Origin of the sequence: Neorhizobium sp. AL 9.2.2, assembly GCF_013317225.1 — a bacterium.
GTDB classification, from domain to species: Bacteria; Pseudomonadota; Alphaproteobacteria; order Rhizobiales; family Rhizobiaceae; genus Neorhizobium; species Neorhizobium soli.
This window is the reverse complement of sequence record NZ_JAALXU010000001.1, coordinates 343,555-360,812: the sequence shown is the minus strand read 5'-3', so window position 1 is coordinate 360,812 and position 17,258 is coordinate 343,555. Positions and strand designations below refer to the sequence as shown.

The window sequence follows — 17,258 nt, the reverse complement described above, 5'->3', positions numbered from 1 at the left end:
CACGCCAATCGAAAACCGGCTTGAAATCACGCCCCATTGCCTGTATCAGCGCCTTCACTCGCAGCAGGCAACACCTTGCGCTGCGTAGGCCGCTTTAGCTCAGGTGGTAGAGCACATCATTCGTAATGATGGGGTCAGAGGTTCGAGTCCTCTAAGCGGCACCATTTTTCCCAACTCCCCTCGAATACCCCCAATCACATCCGCCCCATCGCCTGCAAATCCCGTTCGGCGCGTTCCAGTGCGCTCGTGTTGAGGACCTTGCGCTGGAGAGCGACCGCGACGGCGCGCATGCGGAGGTTGAACCAGCCTTCGCTGCCTTCGTGGTTGCGGCCGCATGATTCGTAGACATCGAGTTTTTCGTAGAGCTGCTGCAGACGGTTCTGGACGCTGCGGAGCGACAGGTGCTTGCGGTGGGCGATCGCCTTGTCGGTGAGGCCGAGCGCGACGTCGATGAGGATTTCGTATTCGACATCGCTGAGGCCGAGCGAATTGCCGAGGCTTTTCTGCTGGATGCCGCGCACTTCGCGGTCAATCACGCATTGGGATTCCATGAAGACGCTGCGCAGCGCCAGCTTCAACCGGTCTTCGGATGCGGATTTGAGGACATAGCCGTAGGTCGCGCCCTCGGGCACGATGCGCGAGACGCCCCGCACATAGGCCTCGTCGGAATAGTTCGACCAGAACAGGATTTTCGTATCGGGACGTTCGCGCCAGATGGTGCGCGCCGCTTCGATGCCGTTGCGCTCGCTCATCTGCAGGTCCATCACCACATGCTCGATGCGCGAGGAGCGCGCCTGTGCTTCGCCGATGAGGCCGTTTTCCGCCTCCAGAACGCTGCGGCACTCGGGAAGGGCTGCGCGCACCGCCTCATGGAGATAGGAGCGGTGAAGCGCGTCGTCCTCGATGATCAGGACATCCATCATCATCCTATCTCCACCCCCGTCTTCGGCTGTATCGGAAGGGTCAGCCGCACAAGCGTGCCGCGATCTTTGGCGCTGGTGATCTCGAACCTTGCGGAGATCAGCCGCGCGCGGGTTTTCATATTGTCGATGCCGTGGCCGGCGCGGTTTTCAGGCGCGCCGATGCCGGAGCCGTCGTCCTTGACCTCGATCGAAAGCGCCCTGCCCGACTGGGTCAGTGCCACGTCGATCCGCTCCGCCTGGCCATGGCGGATGGCATTGTTGACCGCTTCCTGGACGATCCGGAACAGGGCGATCGCCACCGTCGGATCGAGATCGCGAAGCGTGCCGCAGGTCTCGTCGGTCATCTCCCAGGCGATCGTCTGGCCGCTTTCGCGCACCGACCGCTCCAGATGGTTCTCGATCGCCTCGGCGACGCCGAACAGTTGCAGCACGGTTGGCTTGGCTTCCTCGATGATCTCGCGAAGATCATGCATGCATTGCTGCATGGCGCGGCAGAGCGGTTCCAGCGCATCGCCCGGCACGCTCGCAACCCCGGTCAGCTTCTCCATGCGGCGGGTCAGCCGGGTCAGATCGGCGAGCGTCTGGTCGTGCAGATCCATGCCGATCCGCTGGCGTTCCGCCTCCAGGGCCTCGGTGAGTTTCAGGGCGCCCAGCCGCAAGCCCTCCTCGCGGGCGCTGGCTTCGGTCTGGATCACGGCCGAGCGCTTGGCCTGTTCGGCCGCCCGCAGCGCGAAGAAATAGGGGGCGAGCAGGTCTGCCACCGCGCGGGCGTTCTCGACATCCTCCATCGTGTAGCAGTCGTATTGCCGGCTTGAACAGCTGAGCGCGCCGATCACGTCGCCCTGGGCTTTCAGCGGAACATGGAGACGGCTTTTGAGCGACAGCTCGATGATGGGGCTCGCGAAGGCGCCCTCGAAATGAAAGCGCGGATCGGTCAGGGCATTGCCCGAGAGAAGATAGTCCACCTCGCCGGCGAGCAGCGTGCGGATGGGGCTGCCGGTCAGAAGTGCCGGCGGCTCCTTGCTCCAGGCGGTATCAAGGCCGCTCTCATAGGCAATATGGTATTTGCCATCCAGCATCTTGATGCAGACATCGAGATGGTCATGCGGGATGATATGGCTGATCTCCTCGCCCACGGCCTTGATGATCGCATCGAAATCGAGCTGGCCGGCCAGCAATCTCGAAATGCCGAGATAGCGGTCGAACAGCGAGTTGCGCGCCGGATTGAGCATGATCAGGCCTCCTCCCAGTCCTTGGCGACATTAAGCGCCAGCTTTTCGGTTGCGTCCTGCGGGAACCCGCAGACTTTGCGCGAAAGCCCGCAGAAAGCGTGCTTGGATGCGCCTGTACAACATTAGAAAACTCCTCCATTCTCGATTTACTGAGCAAAAGGGGCTCAGGGCAATCATTATCTCCGGACACCCGTTGAGGAGCGGCCCGGGGATATAGAGGGAGCTTTTGGGAGGAAATCATGAATATCAGAACGATGCTTGCGGCATCCGTTGCCGTCGCGTGCCTGTGTGGTCCGGCGCTTGCCGATACCTCATCCAAGAAGATCGCGCTTTCCAACAATTATGCCGGCAATTCCTGGCGACAGGCGATGCTGACGAGCTGGGACAAAATCACCAAGGAAGCCGTTTCCAATGGCGTGGTCGCAGCTGCTGATCCGTTTACCACGGCCGAAAACCAGGCGACCGAACAGGCCGCCCAGATCCAGAACATGATCCTGCAGGGTTATGATGCGATCGTCATCAATGCCGCGTCGCCGACCGCACTCAACGGCGCCGTCAAGGAAGCCTGCGACGCCGGCATCACCGTCGTGTCCTTCGACGGTATCGTGACCGAACCCTGCGCATGGCGCATCGCGGTTGACTTCAAGAAGATGGGCGAGAGCCAGGTCGACTTTCTCGCGAAGAAGCTGCCGAAGGGCGGCAATCTTCTCGAAATCCGCGGCCTTGCCGGCGTTTCCGTCGATGACCAGATCCATGCCGGCATCCAGGCAGGCGTTGCCAAGCACAGCCAGTTCAAGGTGGTCGGCTCCGTCAACGGCGACTGGGCACAGGACGTGGCCCAGCGTGCGGTTGCCGGCATCCTGCCGAGCCTTCCGGACGTGGTGGGCGTGGTGACGCAGGGCGGCGACGGGTATGGTGCGGCACAGGCATTTGCCGCCGCCAAGCGCCCGACGCCGACGATCGTGATGGGCAACCGCGAAGACGAACTCGTCTGGTGGAAGCAGCAGAAGGACAAGGACGGTTACGAGACCATGTCGGTCTCGATCGCGCCTGGCGTTTCGACGCTCGCCTTCTGGGTCGCCCAGCAGATCCTCGACGGCAAGGAGGTCAAGAAAGACCTCGTCGTGCCGTTCCTCAGCATCGACCAGGCCGGTCTGGAAGAGAGCCTGAAGACCACCCAGAAGGGTGGCGTGGCGAATGTCGAATATTCGCTGGCAGACGCCCAAAAGGTGATCGACGCCAAGTAGCGTCGCCTCCCGCGTGCCGGGCCGCGAGGGCTTCGACCTCTCGCGACCCGGCATGATTTCCCATCAGACAAACAGACTGCGATCTGCATGAGCGAAACCTTGAACCGACAAGAGGTTGTGGCCGCGCGCGGCATCCGTGTGACCTTCGGAGCCGTGAAGGCGCTTGATGGCGCCGACCTCGTGATCCACGCGGGCGAATGCGTCGGGCTGGTCGGCCATAACGGTGCCGGCAAATCCACCATCGTCAACGTCATCAATGGCGGCTTGTCTCCCCATGAAGGCACACTGAGCTACAGTGGCAACGATGTGCGCGGCATATCGGCTGCGCGTGCCAACGGCGTGCGCTGCGTGTTTCAGGAACTGTCGCTCTGCCCGAACCTGACAGTCGGCGAAAATGCCCGCATCATGCATGCAGAGCTGAAGGGCTGGAACTGGCGCGGCCGGGCGCTTGCGCTGGTCGAAGCCCAGCTGAAGGACATCTTTCCCGGCCATGCGATCGATTGCGACAGCACGGTCGACGACCTCTCGATCGCCGAACGGCAGATGGTGGAAATTGCCATCAGCTTTGCCGGTATCTCGGCCCCGCCGAAACTGGTCATTCTGGATGAGCCGACGTCATCGCTCGATGCCGGACTTGCCGCACAGCTGATGGCCTATATCCGCAAGTTCGTGTCCGGCGGCGGGTCGGTGCTGTTGATCTCGCATATTCTCGGCGAAATCCTCACCACGTCCAACCGCATCGTCGTGATGAAGGATGGACGCGTGGTGGCAGACCGCGCCGCTTCAAAATTCAATAACCGCAGCCTTGTCGAGGCGATGGGCAATGTGGTGCGTGAACAGGAGCTGTCGCGCAAAGCAGTTGCGAAGTCGGGCGCACCGGTGCTTTCGATGCCGGCGCGACGTGGGCGCGGGCATGGACAGGGAAAAGCCCTGCCGTTCGAAGCCTATCGCGGCGAGATGATCGGGCTTGCGGGGCTCGGCGGCCATGGCCAGACGCAGGCGCTGCTCGATCTTTACCTTGCGCGCAACAGCAACTGGTTTCCGACGAAAAAGCGCGACATTGCCTTTGTCGCCGGCGACCGCAGCCTGAACGGCACTTTCCCGCTCTGGAGCATTCTCAAGAACCTCTCGATCGCCTCGCTCGACCAGCTGTCATCGAAGCGGATGATCGATGGCGACCGCGAGACTGCGCTCGGCGAAGGCTGGAAGAAGCGGATCGAGATCCGCACCCCTGACATGGGCAATCGCATCCTGTCGCTTTCCGGCGGCAACCAGCAGAAGGTTCTGTTTGCGCGGGCTCTCGCCACCACCGCCGACATCGTACTGATGGACGATCCGATGCGCGGCGTCGATATCGGCACCAAGCAGGAAGTCTACGAGATCCTGAGATCGGAGGCCGCCAACGGCCGGACATTCATCTGGTACTCGACCGAGATGGACGAAATCCGCCTCTGCGACCGGGTCTATGTGTTTCGCGAGGGCGCGATAGTCGCCGAACTTGTCGGAGAGGAGATCAGCGAGAAGAGCGTGCTGTCTGCCTCGTTTGCGCAGGGAGAAGCGGCATGAAGATCTCATCCGGGACCATTCGCCTGATCATTCCCGCCGCATCGCTGGTGCTGCTGCTGGCGGCCGTCTTCTACATGCAGCCGCGCGCCATGAGCTATAACGGCCTCAACCTGCTGTTCAATCTGGCGGTGCCGATCGCGCTTGCGACCATCGCCCAGATGCTGATCATGTCCGTCAACGACCTCGACCTGTCGATGGGCACGTTTGTGAGCTTCTGCGCCTGTGTCGCCGCAACGCTTTTGCAGACCTCGCCGGCACTCGGCATCCTGATCCTGCTCGGAGCGATCGCGACCTATGCCGTCATCGGCGTCGTCATCCATCTGCGCGAACTGCCGTCGATCGTCGTTACGCTCGGGATGAGTTTTGTCTGGGGCGGGCTTGCGGTGCTGATCCTCCCCTCGCCTGGCGGTACGGCACCGGGTTTTGCGCGATGGATCATGACCGCCAAGCCGCCGCTCGTGCCGATGGCGATCGTTGCCAGCATCCTCATCGCCGCCGTCACCCATTATTTCGTGATGCGCTCGTCGTTCGGGGTTCTGATGCGCGGCGTCGGCGGCAACGACCGTTCGGTCGAACGGGCCGGCTGGTCCGTGATCGGCATCCGTGCCGGAACCTACGCGCTGGCCGGGCTGTTTGCCGTGCTTGCCGGCATTGCGCTGGTGGGGCTTACCACCTCTGCCGATGCCAATATCGCGCTGCGCTACACGCTGTTGTCGATCGCGGGCGTCATCCTTGGTGGCGGCGAGTTCGTCGGCGGCAAGGTGTCGCCGATCGGGGCCGTCATCGGGGCGCTGACGCTGACGCTTGCCGGGTCTTTCCTGTCCTTCATGCGGATTTCGCCGGACTGGCAGATCGGCGCGCAAGGGGCGATCCTGATCGTCGTGCTTGCCCTTCGCCTTGCCCTCAACCGTCTCGAAAAGCGGGAGAAGAGCCAATGACCATGCAACGTCTTCTCGTCGCCAAGCCGTGGATCTGGTCGTTTGCAGCGACTGCCGTCGTCTGGATCATCACCGTTCTCTTTACCGGCGGGGCAAGCTCGTTCGGCCTGTCGCAGGCAGCGCTGACCTTTGCCGCCTTTTCCGTCATCGTCGGCATCGGCCAGATGTTCGTGATTACGCTTGGGCCGGGCAATATCGATCTGTCCGTGCCGGCGACGATGACGCTATCAGGCACGCTTGCCCTGAAGCTGATGGACGTACAGGACGGCATGATCGTCGTTGGACTGCTCGCCTCTGTTGGCATCGGTCTCGTCGTCGGGCTGGGCAATTACATCCTGATCAAGCTCTTGCGCATTCCGCCGATCATCGCGACGCTGTCGATGAGTTTCATCGTGCAGTCGGTGGCGATCTGGAGCAATCGCGGCCTGCGCATCAAGCCGCCGGAAACGCTGGCGGAATTTGCCACATCCGGTCTGTTCGGCATTCCCAACGTGGCGCTCGTGGCGTTGGTCCTCTCAGCAGTCGCATGGGTGCTTCTCGAAAAGTCGATCTACGGGCGCTGGATCTCGGCGATCGGCCAGAGCACGTTTGCGGCCCGGATGACCGGTATTCCCGTCGATGGCACGCGGCTTGTCACCTATATGCTGTGCGCGGTTCTCGCCTCCGTCTGCGGTTATCTGCTGGCGAGCTTTTCCGGCGGTGCTGCGCTCAACATGGGCTCGGAATACCTGCTGATGTCGATTGCCGTCGTGGTCATCGGCGGCACGGCGGTGGCGGGAGGAAATTCGAACATACCGGGCATCTGGGGCGCCTCGCTGTTCATGTTCCTGGTCGTGTCGATGCTCAACACCTACGGCTTCGGCGCCGGTGTGCGCCTGATCCTCACCGGTACGATCATCATCGCCGTCATTCTTCTCGCCGGCGGTCGGCAATCCGGCCGATAATCTTCAAACACTTCAGACAGTTTCAACCGGACGCAATGCCATGTCGCAGACATCTTCACCTTACGAAATCCACGACGACCGCTTCCGGCACCTGATCGTCCCGAGTTCAGGCCTGGAGGAACTCTATTCGGACTGCCGCTGGGCGGAGGGGCCTGTGTGGTTTTCCGATCTGCAATGCCTGATCTGGAGCGACATTCCCAACCAGCGGATGCTGCGCTGGGTGAAGGACGGCGGCGTTTCGGTGTTTCGCACGCCCTCCAATTTCGCCAACGGCAATACACGCGACCGGCAGGGGCGGCTTGTCTCCTGCGAGCATGGTGGTCGACGCGTCACCCGCACCGAGATCGACGGCTCGATCACCGTGCTTGCCGACAGCTACGAGGGCAAGCGGCTGAATTCGCCCAACGACGTGGTGGTACGCTCGGATGGCAGCGTCTGGTTCACCGACCCGACCTATGGCATCAAATCGGATTACGAGGGTTTTCGCGCCGAGCCTGAACAGGCGACCCGCAACGTCTATCGGCTGGATCCGCAAACCGGCGAGATCGATGCCGTGGTGACCGATTTCGGCCAGCCCAACGGGCTCGCCTTCTCGCCGGACGAAAAGATCCTCTATGTGGCCGACTCATCGTCGAGCCATGACCCGTCCGCGCCGCGTCATATCCGCGCCTTCGATGTCGTGGACGGCAGGCAGCTCAAAAACAGCCGGGTATTTTGCGATATCGACAACGGTCTGGCGGACGGGTTCCGCGTCGATGTCGACGGAAATGTCTGGACGAGCGCCGGAGACGGGGTGCATTGCTTCGGTTCGGACGGCAAGCTTTTGGGAAAAATCCTGCTGCCGCAGACGGCGGCGAACCTCACCTTCGGCGGCCCGCGGCGCAACCAGTTATTCATCACGGCAACGAAATCGCTCTATGCGATCTTCCTTGCAACAACGGGCGCCGGCGTTAGCTGAGCAAGTGTAAAATTAGCAAAACGCAATCCATGGTGAGGCAAGCTTCGGTTATTATTCAACAACCCGTCGCTCACCGCCAAGGAGCGTCATTCGGGAGGATTGGCTACCCGCCGTAGGCGGTCCTCCCGTCATTCACGCGTCACGCGATACCAGTCACGCGCTCCGCGAAAAATCAGCCAGCCGATACGTCCGCATCCTGTTCTGCAAACATCATCTGCAGTTCCATCTGGACGGCATGCATGAACAGTGCGGCCTGCCTTGAGATTTCCTGGTCGTCAGCGCCGCGCTGGCGCATGGACCGTGCAAATTCCGCCATTTCCGTTCTCCAGAACTGGTTGGCGGCGTGGCCATGAAGATCACTCAGGGTTTCAGCACATCGTCTGACATCACCAGTGCGTCGATCGGCCGGGAACTGTAAGAGCGTCATTTCAACTCCGTAAATACCGGGCGAATCGCCCGTACTGAGCGAAACAATGAGCTTTACTCCTTCACAAAAGCTGAACGAGGCTCGCAGAGATGCGTTCCCAAACCTCGCGAAATCGTTAATATATTAGTTTTTCTAGATATTCGGCGATTGCCATCGACGATGTCAGCCCTGGCGACTCTATTCCGTAGAGCGCCGCATACCCCGGGTGACCCGTCTGCTTCGGTCCCTGAATGAAGAAATCTCCCCCGCCGCCTCCCTTGGGACCGACGACCTTGGGGCGGATGCCGGAATAGGCGGGAACAAGCGTGCCATCGGCAAGGCCCGGCCAGTAACGGCGGATGGCAGAATAGAACTTCTGCGATCGATCGGGATCGACGTCATAGTCGACCCTCTCCACCCATTCGACGTCAGGGCCGAACCGTGCCTGACCGGCCATGTCCAGCGTCAGATGCACGCCGAGCCCGCCGGGTTCCGGCACCGGATAGATCAGCCGTTGCGCCGGCGCGCGTGCGGACAGCGAGAAATAGGATCCCTTGGCATAATGGCGTTCGGGAATGGTCGCGGGGTCGAGACCTTCGAGACCGGCGGAAATGCCCCACGCGCCGAGGCCTGCAGCATTGACGACCAGCTTTGCTTCGACATCAACCGGATCGGCTCCACCGACCGACAGGCGTATTGCGCCGTCGAGCAGCGCGCCGCTCAGAACCGGAGAGCTGAGGACGATGCTGCCGCCGTTGTTCTCGATATCGGCGATATAGGCTTCCATCAGCCGGTGGCTGTCGATGATGCCGGTCGAGGGAGAAAGCAGCGCCTTGAAGCCGCGGATATCAGGCTCCATGGCGGCCAGTTCCGCACCGTCGATCAGCCGGCAATCCTCGACGCCATTCGCCCACGCCTGCTTCAGCAGCTTGTCGAGATAGGCGACCTCTGTCTCGTTGGAAGCAACGACGAGCTTGCCGCAGCGACGGTGGAGAATGCCGCGCTCCTCGCAGTATTGGTAGAGACTGTGTTTGCCGGCGACTGAAAGTGATGCCTTGAGACTGCCTGTCGCGTAATAGAGTCCGGCATGGATGACTTCGCTGTTGCGGGCGGAGGTAATGCTGCCGGTCAGTGATTCGGCCTCCAGCACGATCACCTCGCGGCCAGACATTGCGAGGCGCCGCGCGATTGCCAGCCCCACCACACCGCCGCCGATGACGACGCAATCGAGCTCCAGTATTTCCGCCATGCCCACTCTCGCAGTTTCCGCCTTCCACGCGGCATGACGGATGTTATACGAGAAATCCGGTGAGGCCAGAGGAGGAAAGCCAGTGCTGAAGATCGTATTCCTGGATCGCGACACGATCGGCCCTTCGGTAACGATCACAAGGCCGGGGTTTGCGCATGAGTGGATCGAATACGGTAAGACGCCGGAAGATCAGGTCGCAGCGCGCATCGCCGATGCCGATATCGTCATCACCAACAAGGCGCCGGTGCGTGCCGCCTCGATCGCGCAGGCATCGCGGCTGAAGATGATTGCGGTCGCCGCCACAGGTTATGACGTGATCGATCTGGCAGCGGCAAAGGAGCGCGACATCGTCGTTTCGAACGTGCGCGGTTATGCGGTCAACACGGTTCCGGAGCATACATTCGCGCTGATCTTTGCGCTGCGCCGCTCGATCATCGGCTTCCGGCAGGACGTGATCGATGGCGAATGGCAGAGGGCGAACCAGTTCTGTTTCTTCAACCATCCGATCAAGGATCTTGCCGGCTCGACGCTCGGCATTTTCGGCGGCGGGACGCTGGGCAAATCCGTGGCACGGATCGGCGAAGCGCTGGGCATGACCCCGCTCTTTGCCGCTCGCAAGGGATCGACGGAGGTTGCGCCGGGCTATACGGCGTTCAACGAGGTGCTCGAGCGCGCCGATATCATCACGTTTCATATGCCGCTGACGCCCGAGACCCGCGATATGATCGGCATCGCGGAATTCCGGCGGATGAAGCGCAAGCCGCTGGTCATCAACACGGCGCGCGGCGGGCTGGTGAACGAGGCCGACCTGGTGACGGCACTGAACGAGGGCTTGATCGGCGGGGCGGGCTTCGACGTGCTGACGAAGGAGCCTCCGGCACCGGACAATCCGCTGCTTGCCGTTCTCGACCGGCCGAACGTGATCGTCACGCCGCATGTCGCCTGGGCAAGCGACGAGGCGATGCAATCGCTCTGGGCACAGGTCATCGACCATGTGGAGAATTTCGAGAAAGGCGCACCCTCCAACGTTCTGTAGACAGTGTCGGTGGGTGGAGGTCTTGATCAATGCAGCGAACGGAAGCCGTCACGCGTCGGAGCCTTGCGGAAACAACGATGGAGGATGCAGCCGCCGCCTTCACCGAAGGATTTCGCGGCTATGTGGTGAAATTCACGATTTCGCCTGAGGCGTTCTCTTTGCGCATGGCGCGTGAAGATGTCGACCCTGAAGCAAGCGAAGTGTTTTTCGACGGTGACAAGCCCGCCGGGACCCTGCTGATTGCGCGACGGGGGAAACGGTCGCGCGTCAGTGCGCTCGGCATCGGCCCGACGATCCGCGGTCAGGGCCTCGGGACCCGCGTCATGACGGATGCGATTGCCGCTGCAAGGGCACGGGGCGATGCGGAGCTTATCCTCGAAGTCATCGATTCCAATATCCGTGCTCGCGATCTCTATCGGTCTCTCGGCTTCGAGATGTCCCGCAAGCAGGTCGGCTTCAGCCGCAGCCGGACACGACCGGTGCCGGAGGTTCCGCCCGCGGCCGAATGCGAATATATGGAAGCGGCCGCGATGCTGTCCCGGTTTGCGGATGCAAACCCGACGTGGCAGACCGATCCGAACTGTTTTCGCCATCCCGGGTCACCGCTGAGAAGTTTTTCGATCGGGACGAAGGCTGTCGCTTTGCTTGATGATACGAAGGATGACGTGCGGATCTATGGTTTCGCGGTCGATCCGGCGGAACGGCGCAAGGGTCTCGGCCGCGCGTTGGCCGACGGCCTCGCGGCGCGCTATCTCGCTCGCAGGCTATATACGGCGGAAAATATTGCAGCCGGGTTGCTTGATCCCTTCATGCGCCGCATCGGATGGCGACGCAGCCGGCTGACGCAGTCCGAGATGGTCTTGAAACTGGATTGATCGGAAACGCAAAAAGGCCCCGCACACGGCGAGGCCTTCCGATCAAAATCAATGTTGAAGCGACTACATCCAGTAGGGCGGGACGCCGTAGTAGTCGTAGACCGACTTGTCCTTGGCGCTGTAGAAGCTGTCGTCGTCAATATCCTTGTAGCGCGGCGCGCCGGAGATCTGATCCTTGGTGAGATCGATCCGGTAACCGTCCAGCTCCTCGTCGTAGTGAAGCTTTTCCCACGGCAGCGGATAGTAATCGTCACCAATGCCAAGGAAGCCACCGAAGCTCAGGACGGCGTAGGCAACGCGGCCACCCTTTTTCTCCAGCAGAATTCGCGCAATCGAGCCGATCCGCTTGCCATCGGCGCCGTAAACTGCGGTGCCTTCGACCTTGTCGCTGGCAATCAGCGAAACGGTATCCTTGACATAGGGGTCCTGCCCCGCACGCGGTTCATGATGCATCATAACGCAACTCCTTTTTGTCGTGTCGCTATGGTTGAAAAACGGCTTGCGGCCGCGGAGGTTCCGCACTTTGCGGCCAAAAGCTTGTCGAGTATCAAGTCTCGGCACGTTGACGCTTACGTCAAAGTTAGATAGCAATTCACGATAGGTTGCGCTGGTCTGTTGGGGCTGACGCATGGCATAATCATCGACAATGGCCGGCGGAGGAGGAAGCCGCCAGCCAGCTGCGCCTGATGCGCGCAGATCGATATGGGAGGAGACGCAGATGAGCGAATTGTCCAAGCAGCCCGCCACAGCGAGGGAAAAGATCTGGCTTGCCAGCTACCCGCCCGGCGTTCCCCCCGAAATCCCACCCCTGGCACATGCTTCGCTCGGCGCTCTCTTCGAAAATAGCTGCGCCCGTTATGCCGATCGCCCGGCCTTTTCGAGCATGGGTAAGGCCATCACCTTTCGCGAGCTTGAAGCCGAGAGCCGCAAGATCGGCGCTTGGCTGCAATCGACGGGCTTGCAAAAGGGAGACCGGGTGGCGGTGATGCTGCCGAACATCCTGCAGAACCCTGTCGTTGTCTACGGCATCCTTCGGGCAGGCTATACGGTCGTCAACGTCAACCCGCTCTACACACCGCGCGAGCTGCAATACCAGCTGGAGGATTCGGGTGCCAAGGCGCTCTTCGTACTGGAAAACTTCGCCCATACGGTAGAACAGTCGCTTGCTGGCACCGATGTGAAGCATGTGGTCGTAGCAACGATGGGCGACATGCTGGGCCTCAAGGGCCATATCGTCAATCTCGTCGTGCGAAAGGTCAAGAAGCTCGTTCCAAACTGGTCGTTACCCTCGGCCACAAGCTTCAAGCAGGTGCTCTCCGAAGGATCGGGCCAAACCCTGACGCCGCAGGATGTGGGACCTCAGGACATCGCGTTTCTGCAATATACCGGCGGCACGACGGGTGTTTCCAAGGGCGCGATCCTGACTCACGCCAATCTTCTGTCCAACGCATCGCAGATGGGCTTGTGGCTGGACACCGCCTTCCTGACAAAGCCGCGTCCGCCGCAATTGCAGTTCCTGTGCGCGCTACCCCTCTACCACATTTTCGCGCTGACGGTGAATTCGCTGATGGGGGTTGCGACCGGCAGCCACAATATCCTGATTGCCAATCCGCGCGATATCCCGGCCTTCGTCAAGGATTTGCAGAAATACAAGATCCACGTCTTCCCCGGGCTCAACACGCTGTTTAATGCGCTGATGAACAATGCCGATTTCCAGAAGCTGGACTTTTCGGCGCTGCTTCTCGTCTTCGGCGGCGGAATGTCGGTGCAGCGGCCGGTCGCCGAGCGCTGGCTTGAGATGACCGGTTGCCCGATCACCGAAGGCTACGGCCTGTCCGAGACGTCGCCGGTCGCCACCGCCAACCGGATGGATGTCCAGGGATTCACCGGCATGATCGGCTTGCCGATCTCGTCTACCGACATCTCGATCCGCGACGATGACGGGCTGGAGGTCGAACTCGGCGGCGTCGGCGAAATCTGCATCCACGGCCCGCAGGTGATGGCCGGATACTGGAACCGGCCGGACGAGACGGAGAAGGCGATGACCCCGGACGGCTTTTTCCGAACCGGCGACATGGGCTACATGGACGCTGCCGGCTATATCAAGATCGTCGATCGCAAGAAGGACATGATCCTTGTCTCCGGCTTCAACGTCTATCCGAACGAGGTTGAGGAAGTCGTGGCGAGCCATCCGGGCGTGCTGGAATGCGCGGCAGTCGGTGTCAAGGACGAGCATTCCGGCGAGGCGGTCAAGGTGTTCGTCGTGCGCCGGGATCCGGAACTGACCGAGGCCAATATCAAGGCGCACTGCATTGCCAACCTGACAAACTACAAGCGCCCTCGCTTTATCGAGTTCCGCGACGCGCTGCCGAAAACGAATGTCGGAAAAATTCTGCGGCGCGAGCTTCGGCAATAGCCATTCGTTGCGCTGCTGCGACAAGCGCTGCCCAACTGCCCCCGTCCGACGAGAGATCACCCGTTTGAGGTGGACCTTGGACGCCTGCTCCGTTAGCCGTTAAGGATAATTAACTTTTTGGCATGTGGAGTTCGCTTGGATAAAAGCGCTGGACCCTTTCGTTGCATCGTCATTGCTGCGCTCTTGGCAGCCGCTCTTTCGGGCTGCGCCGGGCGGCCTGAAGGCGTGCTCGTTCCAGCCGCGGCAGGGGCTGCGGAAACCAAGGGCATATCCAAGGTAGACGTTCTCGTCGCCACCACCCGCCGACCCTCCGAGACGCCGGGCGTGCTGTTTTCCGGAGAGCGCGACAAGACCCCGAGCGTGACCGAAATCAGCGTCTCGATACCCCCCGATTCCGTCCGCAAGATCGGCGAGGTCCAGTGGCCGAAAAAGATCGTGGCGGATCCGACCAAGGAATTTGCGACGCTTTCGGTCACGCCGCTCTCGCCGCAGCGCGCCAGTGAGTGGCTGCGCGGCAACCTGCCGAAAAGCCGACGGGTAATGGTGTTCGTGCACGGGTTCAACAACCGCTACGACGACGCCGTCTACCGGTTCGCCCAGATCGTCCACGACAGCGGAACCGATGTGGCACCGGTCCTCTTCACATGGCCTTCGCGCGGCAGCATCTTTGCCTATAACTACGACAAGGAAAGCACCAACTATTCCCGCGACGCGCTGGAAGACATGCTGAGCCGGCTTTCCAAGGATTCCCAAGTCAGCGAAGTGACGATCATGGCGCATTCGATGGGTTCATGGCTGACAGTCGAGGCGCTGCGCCAGATGGCGATCCGCGACGGTCGCGTGGCACCGAAGATCACCAACGTCATCCTTGCCTCGCCGGATCTCGATGTCGACGTGTTCACCAACCAGTTCTCGGCGCTTGGTCCCAAGCATCCGAAATTCACGTTGTTCGTTTCGCGCGATGACCGTGCGCTCAATCTGTCGCGACGGATTTCGGGCAATATCGATCGGCTCGGGCAGGTGGATCCGACCGTCGAACCCTATCGTACCGAATTCGAGAAGGCCGGTATTACCGTGCTCGATCTGACGGCGCTGAAGGGGAACGATCCGCTCAACCACGGCAAGTTCGCCTCAAGCCCAGATGTCGTGAAGCTGATCGGCAACCGGCTGATCGCCGGCCAGGAAGTGACCGACAGCGATGTCGGACTTGGCGAGCGTCTGGGTGCCGTAGCACTCGGCACGGCGCAGACGGTCGGCAGTGCGGCAAGCGTTGCCGTCTCAACACCGATATCGATCTTCGACCCGCGCACGCGGCGCAACTACGCCGAACAGGTGGATCGCTTCGGCCGCGCCATCGGCAACACGGCCGAAAGTGCCATCGTTCCGTAAGGCCAGAAGTCCAGGCACGCAGCGAACATCGCGCGCAGCGCTTGATTTGAACGCGAAAGCGAATAGGTTCCCACGCATCCATCCGAATGCGAGGAACGTCCATGCAGACCATCGTCAACGAGCTGAAATCCACTGCCGAGAAGACAAATGCCACGGATATCCGCGCGGCTTTTGCTGCTGATCCCGGCCGGTTCGGGAAATTCAGCGTCAGCTTCGACGACCTCACCATGGATTATTCCAAGACCGCGGTGAACGACGACATCCTGGCTTTGTTCGAGACGCTGGCCGAAGCTGCCGGTGTTGCGAAAAAGCGCGACGAGATGTTTTCGGGCGTCGCCATCAACTTCACGGAAGACCGTGCCGTTCTTCACACTGCCTTGCGCAACCGTTCCAACGCTCCGGTGATGGTCGATGGCAAGGACGTGATGCCTGATGTCAACGCCGTGCTTGCGGCGATGGGCAAATTCGCCGACGGCATCCGCTCCGGCAGCCTGAAGGGTGCAACGGGCAAGGCGATCACCGACGTCGTCAATATCGGTATCGGTGGCTCCGATCTCGGCCCGGTCATGGCAACGCTGGCACTTGCGCCTTTCCACGACGGCCCGCGCGCGCATTTCGTTTCCAATGTCGATGGCGCCCATATCGCCGACACGCTGAAGCATCTCGAGGCCGAAACGACACTGTTTATCGTCGCGTCGAAAACCTTCACGACGATCGAGACGATGACCAATGCCGCCACGGCCCGCAAGTTTATCGCCGACAAGCTGGGCGACGATGCGGTGAAGCACCACTTCTGCGCGGTGTCGACGGCGCTCGACAAGGTCGCGGCCTTCGGCATCGACCAGGACCGGGTGTTCGGCTTCTGGGACTGGGTCGGCGGTCGCTATTCGATCTGGTCGGCGATCGGCCTGCCGCTGATGCTTGCCGTCGGTCCTGAAAACTTCGGCAACTTTCTCGATGGCGCCCATGCGATGGATACCCATTTCCGCACGGCGCCGACTGCGCAGAACCTGCCGATGCTGCTTGGCCTGATCGGCTTTTATCACCGCAACGTGCTGGATTACCCGACCCGCGCGATCCTGCCTTATGACCAGCGGCTCATGCGCTTTCCGGCCTATCTGCAGCAGCTCGACATGGAATCAAACGGCAAGGGCGTGACGATCGACGGCACGCCGGTTGAGGGCAATTCCGGCCCGGTCGTCTGGGGCGAGCCCGGCACCAACGGCCAGCATGCCTTCTACCAGCTGATCCACCAGGGCACGAGCGTCATCCCGACCGAGTTCATGATCGCAAAGACAGGCTTCGAGCCGGAGCTTCGCCATCAGCACGATCTATTGATCGCCAATTGCCTGGCGCAGTCGGCGGCCCTGATGAAAGGCCGGACACTGGATGAGGCCAAGGCGCAGCTGGCAAAGGCCGGCATGGACGAGGCGAAGGCCAGCCACATTGCGCCGCATCGGGTGTTCACCGGCAACCGCCCGTCGATCACCTTCGTGTACGAGAAGCTGACGCCGTTTGCGCTCGGCCGGCTGATTGCGCTCTACGAGCACCGGGTCTTTGTCGAAGGCGTGCTGTTCCGCATCAATTCCTTCGACCAGTGGGGCGTGGAGCTAGGTAAGGAACTGGCGACAGGTCTTTTGCCCGTCGTGCAGGGCAAGGCCGCCGCTGACGATCAGGACGGCTCGACGCAAGGTCTCGTGAAGGCATTGATTGGCTGAGACGCCTTAGGATGAGCCGGGTTCGCCCGGCTCATCCTTGATACCACGGAAGCGCATGCCGGACTCGTCGTGATTGGCGATCCGAGCAACCAATAGCTCCTCACCGAGTTTGTGAAGGCGCGGACATTTTTGCCGTTGCAGGCGAAACGCCCAAAGTCTGACCAGGAGCCAAGACAATGCAATCGATCGTCTTCATACAGCCGCTCGTCGCGCTCATCGCGGGGATTGTCATCCTTCTGATGCCGCGCATTCTGAATTACGTGGTGGCGCTCTATCTGATCTTCATCGGCGTTACTGGCCTTTGGCCCAATGTGATGCAAAACATCCCGATGCCAAATTAAGCCTGAAGTCCTGCCGCTGC

At 61.1% G+C, this 17,258-nt stretch carries 16 protein-coding genes and 1 tRNA gene; 12 read left to right on the top strand and 5 right to left on the bottom strand.

The window, feature by feature from the left end:
- Positions 1–88: 88 nt before the first annotated feature.
- Positions 89–164 (top strand) — tRNA-Thr (locus G6K99_RS01850).
- Positions 165–194: 30 nt separating this feature from the next.
- Here the strand turns inward: G6K99_RS01850 and G6K99_RS01845 are convergent.
- Both G6K99_RS01845 and G6K99_RS01840 read right to left on the bottom strand, forming a co-directional pair.
- Positions 195–920, bottom strand: a complete 726-nt coding sequence (locus G6K99_RS01845; protein WP_174196020.1) for a response regulator transcription factor — start codon at positions 918–920, stop codon at positions 195–197.
- Between the two features lie 2 nt (positions 921–922).
- Positions 923–2,155 (bottom strand): sensor histidine kinase, encoded by a 1,233-nt coding sequence (locus tag G6K99_RS01840; RefSeq protein ID WP_174195549.1) that lies wholly within the window; start codon positions 2,153–2,155, stop codon positions 923–925.
- Between the two features lie 239 nt (positions 2,156–2,394).
- On the opposite strand from G6K99_RS01840, the gene G6K99_RS01835 reads away from it, so the two are divergent.
- The 5 genes from G6K99_RS01835 to G6K99_RS01815 all read left to right on the top strand — a co-directional run bounded on the left by G6K99_RS01835 (position 2,395) and on the right by G6K99_RS01815 (position 7,808).
- Positions 2,395–3,402 (top strand): substrate-binding domain-containing protein, encoded by a 1,008-nt coding sequence (locus tag G6K99_RS01835; protein ID WP_174195548.1) that lies wholly within the window; start codon positions 2,395–2,397, stop codon positions 3,400–3,402.
- Between the two features lie 87 nt (positions 3,403–3,489).
- Positions 3,490–4,968, top strand: a complete 1,479-nt coding sequence (locus G6K99_RS01830; RefSeq protein WP_174195547.1) for an ATP-binding cassette domain-containing protein — start codon at positions 3,490–3,492, stop codon at positions 4,966–4,968.
- Positions 4,965–5,906, top strand: coding sequence for an ABC transporter permease (locus G6K99_RS01825; RefSeq protein ID WP_174195546.1), 942 nt, complete (start codon positions 4,965–4,967; stop codon positions 5,904–5,906). Before G6K99_RS01830 ends, G6K99_RS01825 begins: the two co-directional genes overlap by 4 nt.
- Positions 5,903–6,850: an ABC transporter permease gene (locus G6K99_RS01820; protein ID WP_174195545.1), complete on the top strand. Its 948-nt coding sequence runs from the start codon at positions 5,903–5,905 to the stop codon at positions 6,848–6,850. The genes G6K99_RS01825 and G6K99_RS01820 overlap by 4 nt, the downstream gene beginning before the upstream one ends.
- 40 nt (positions 6,851–6,890) lie before the next feature.
- Entirely contained in the window at positions 6,891–7,808 is a 918-nt protein-coding gene (locus tag G6K99_RS01815) for an SMP-30/gluconolactonase/LRE family protein (RefSeq protein ID WP_174195544.1), read from the top strand.
- A gap of 172 nt (positions 7,809–7,980) precedes the next feature.
- Here G6K99_RS01815 and G6K99_RS01810 read toward each other — a convergent pair whose 3' ends face one another.
- Positions 7,981–8,235 carry a DUF6074 family protein gene (locus G6K99_RS01810; RefSeq protein WP_062453958.1) on the bottom strand — a complete coding sequence of 85 codons (255 nt, stop codon included), beginning with the start codon at positions 8,233–8,235 and terminating at the stop codon, positions 7,981–7,983.
- A 115-nt stretch (positions 8,236–8,350) separates the two neighbouring features.
- Positions 8,351–9,463: an NAD(P)/FAD-dependent oxidoreductase gene (locus tag G6K99_RS01805; RefSeq protein ID WP_180215414.1), complete on the bottom strand. Its 1,113-nt coding sequence runs from the start codon at positions 9,461–9,463 to the stop codon at positions 8,351–8,353.
- A gap of 85 nt (positions 9,464–9,548) precedes the next feature.
- Between G6K99_RS01805 and G6K99_RS01800 the strand changes: the two genes are divergently transcribed.
- The gene (locus tag G6K99_RS01800; RefSeq protein ID WP_062454905.1) at positions 9,549–10,499 is read left to right on the top strand and encodes a D-2-hydroxyacid dehydrogenase; all 951 of its coding nucleotides are present in this window, start codon (positions 9,549–9,551) and stop codon (positions 10,497–10,499) included.
- Positions 10,500–10,576: 77 nt separating this feature from the next.
- Positions 10,577–11,374 carry a GNAT family N-acetyltransferase gene (locus G6K99_RS01795; protein ID WP_174195542.1) on the top strand — a complete coding sequence of 266 codons (798 nt, stop codon included), beginning with the start codon at positions 10,577–10,579 and terminating at the stop codon, positions 11,372–11,374.
- A gap of 63 nt (positions 11,375–11,437) precedes the next feature.
- Here the strand turns inward: G6K99_RS01795 and G6K99_RS01790 are convergent, their stop codons facing one another.
- The gene (locus tag G6K99_RS01790) at positions 11,438–11,830 is read right to left on the bottom strand and encodes a PRC-barrel domain-containing protein (protein WP_062453961.1); all 393 of its coding nucleotides are present in this window, start codon (positions 11,828–11,830) and stop codon (positions 11,438–11,440) included.
- Between the two features lie 262 nt (positions 11,831–12,092).
- On the opposite strand from G6K99_RS01790, the gene G6K99_RS01785 reads away from it, so the two are divergent.
- The 4 genes from G6K99_RS01785 to G6K99_RS01770 all read left to right on the top strand — a co-directional run bounded on the left by G6K99_RS01785 (position 12,093) and on the right by G6K99_RS01770 (position 17,238).
- Positions 12,093–13,790 (top strand): long-chain-fatty-acid--CoA ligase, encoded by a 1,698-nt coding sequence (locus tag G6K99_RS01785; RefSeq protein WP_174195541.1) that lies wholly within the window; start codon positions 12,093–12,095, stop codon positions 13,788–13,790.
- Positions 13,791–13,925: 135 nt separating this feature from the next.
- Entirely contained in the window at positions 13,926–15,179 is a 1,254-nt protein-coding gene (locus G6K99_RS01780; RefSeq protein WP_062578927.1) for an alpha/beta hydrolase, read from the top strand.
- A gap of 101 nt (positions 15,180–15,280) precedes the next feature.
- Positions 15,281–16,897 carry a glucose-6-phosphate isomerase gene (pgi, locus tag G6K99_RS01775; RefSeq protein WP_174195540.1) on the top strand — a complete coding sequence of 539 codons (1,617 nt, stop codon included), beginning with the start codon at positions 15,281–15,283 and terminating at the stop codon, positions 16,895–16,897.
- A 176-nt stretch (positions 16,898–17,073) separates the two neighbouring features.
- The gene (locus G6K99_RS01770; protein WP_082471821.1) at positions 17,074–17,238 is read left to right on the top strand and encodes a DUF3096 domain-containing protein; all 165 of its coding nucleotides are present in this window, start codon (positions 17,074–17,076) and stop codon (positions 17,236–17,238) included.
- Positions 17,239–17,258: the final 20 nt, after the last annotated feature.